We start from the raw sequence: 2,311 nt of genomic DNA on the forward strand, positions 1-2,311 counted from the left end.
CCGTCAATATAACATGCGACCGCCATCGACGACGAGATTGTGGCCAGTGACATAAGGCGCATCGAAGAGCAGATAGCGGACGGCGCCGGCAATATCCTCCGGGCTGCCGACGCGCTTGAGGGCGTTGCGTTCGATGAGTCCCTGCTGGTCGCCGTCGGGCGGGTCCTTATCCTCGGCCCAGAGCACCACGCCGGGCGAGACGCTGTTGACGCGGATCTCCGGCCCCAGTTCTTTGGCGAGGGCGCGGGTGAGCGCCAGCAGGCCCGCCTTCGTGACACTGTAGGGCAGATAACCGCGCAGGGGGATTTCGGCGTGGATGTCGCCGATGTTGACGACGGCGCCGCTGCTTTTCCGCAAATGCGGTGCGGCCGCCTGGGTCAGGAAGAGGGGCGCGCGCAGATGCACGGTCTCCATCGCCGCCCAGTCTCCCGGCGTGATTTCGCCGAAAGGCGCAGGGGAGTACAGCGAAGCGTTGTTGACGAGGCCGTCCAGGCGGCCAAAATGCCCGATAGCCGCATCAATCAGGCGGGCGGGCGTTTCTGGATCAGCCAGGTCGCCCGCGATCAACAGGGGTTCAGTTCGATGCCGCGCGCGCAACTCCTGCGCCAGGGCTTCGGCCTCGGCAGCGGATCGCTTATAATGCAGGGCGAGCTGGCAGCCTTCCGCGGCGAGATGGCGGGCAATGGCGGCGCCTACCCTGCGGGCGGCGCCAGTGATGAGAACGACTTTTCCGGTAGCTTTCAAGAGGTGTCCATGCGCGCAGAGCGTCCCGATTTTTTAACCCATTCTCATGGGGCGCGCAAGGCAGGCTTGCCCATCCCGGATGCCGATGCGCTGGCCCACTCGGCCGCACTGCTGACCCATATCCGGCGGGAAATTGATGCCGCAGGTGGGATGATCTCCTTTCGTCGTTATATGGAGCTCGCCCTCTACACGCCGGGGCTGGGCTACTACATGGCGGGGCAGACCCGCTTCGGTGCGGCGGGCGACTTCGTCACGGCACCGGAAATGGGACGGGTGCTGGCCGCCGTGCTGGCGCGGACCCTGCAACCCGATCTGGGGCCGGACGGCATTCTCGAATTTGGCGGTGGGAGCGGCGCACTGGCCGACCAGATCCGGGACATTTTGCCGGACACCCCCTACACCCTGCTCGAACCCAGCCCCGATTTGCAGGCGCGGCAACAGGCGACCGTGCCCGGTGTTCAGCATCTGCAGACCCTGCCGGAGCACTGGCGTGGCGTGATGCTCGCCCACGAAGTGCTGGACGCCATGCCAGTGCAGGTGCTGGAGCTGGGCGCCTCGGGGCAGTTGCACGAATGCGGTGTGCGCTGGAATGGCGCCGCTCTGGACTGGGCGACGCTGCCTCCACCGGTCGCTGCGCCTCTGGCGGCGCGGCTGGCGCCCTATGTAACGCATTGGCCCCGGCCCTATCGGACGGAAATCAATCTCACCGCCGAATCCTGGCTGCGCGAGGTCGCCGCCCGCCTGGATTCCGGCGCCATCCTCCTGATTGATTACGGGCACGAGGCGGCGGAGTTTTATCATCCGCAGCGGCAGACGGGCAGCCTGCGCGCCTACTATCGCCACCACTGGCTGGATGATCCTTTTTATCTGCCTGGCCTCTGCGACCTCACCGCCCATGTGGATTTCACCGCGCTGATGACCGCTGCGGTGGAGGCTGGGCTGGAGGTGGCCTTTTATGGCCATCTCGCCCGCTTTCTGGTGGAACACGGGCTGGCCGAGGTGTATGGCACCCTCTGCGCGCAGGCGGGTGACGACGGCCGCTTCGCCCTGAATAACGAGATCAAACGGCTCACCCTGCCGCAGGAAATGGGCGAGAGCTTCAAGGTGTTGATTCTGAAAAAGCGGGAGAACGTATGAGCATCCAGATTTACGGCATTCGCCACTGCGACACCATGAAAAAAGCCTTCGCCTGGCTGGACAGCCATGGGCTGGAGTACAGCTTTCACGATTACAAAAAAACCGGGGTGCCAACGGTGGAACTTCGCCACTGGGTGGAGCGCTGGGGCTGGGAGGCACTCATCAATCGCCGAGGCACTACCTGGAGGCGCTTGTCTGAGCGCGAGCGGGGAGTTGCTGATGCCGAAGCCGCGATAAAGCTGATGGAGGCGCACCCCAGTATGATCCGACGGCCGATATGGATGGATAGGGATCGGGGTTTGTTGGGTTTTGATGCGGAGGTGTGGGAAAAGGCACTTCGTCGTTAGTTGCCTATCGGATATAATTTCCCAATTTCCCTAGCCATATAAAGAAACTTTTTCCGCCCAGAAATACCATCCACTGCCTTAGG

At 63.4% G+C, this 2,311-nt stretch carries 3 protein-coding genes; 2 read left to right on the plus strand and 1 reads right to left on the minus strand.

Annotated elements, in window-relative coordinates:
• Window positions 1-3: 3 nt before the first annotated feature.
• Window positions 4-744: a pteridine reductase gene (locus tag AC2VNK_RS04940; RefSeq protein ID WP_486883035.1), complete on the minus strand. Its 741-nt coding sequence runs from the start codon at window positions 742-744 to the stop codon at window positions 4-6.
• 9 nt (window positions 745-753) lie between these two features.
• Here AC2VNK_RS04940 and AC2VNK_RS04945 point away from each other — a divergent pair, with 9 nt between their 5' ends.
• Together AC2VNK_RS04945 and AC2VNK_RS04950 are read left to right on the plus strand one after the other, a co-directional pair.
• Window positions 754-1,881: a class I SAM-dependent methyltransferase gene (locus AC2VNK_RS04945; RefSeq protein WP_486883036.1), complete on the plus strand. Its 1,128-nt coding sequence runs from the start codon at window positions 754-756 to the stop codon at window positions 1,879-1,881.
• Window positions 1,878-2,228, plus strand: coding sequence for a Spx/MgsR family RNA polymerase-binding regulatory protein (locus tag AC2VNK_RS04950; protein WP_486883037.1), 351 nt, complete (start codon window positions 1,878-1,880; stop codon window positions 2,226-2,228). Before AC2VNK_RS04945 ends, AC2VNK_RS04950 begins: the two co-directional genes overlap by 4 nt.
• The last annotated feature ends 83 nt before the right edge of the window (window positions 2,229-2,311 follow it).

The sequence above is a fragment of the Acidithiobacillus sp. TH-A35 genome, from assembly GCF_057473505.1.

Excerpts from the sequence above, each read along its gene's own strand:
- AC2VNK_RS04945 (WP_486883036.1), top strand. The coding sequence starts at position 754 with ATGCGCGCAGAGCGTCCCGATTTTTTAACCCATTCTCATGGGGCGCGC.
- AC2VNK_RS04950 (WP_486883037.1), top strand. The coding sequence starts at position 1,878 with ATGAGCATCCAGATTTACGGCATTCGCCACTGCGACACCATGAAAAAA.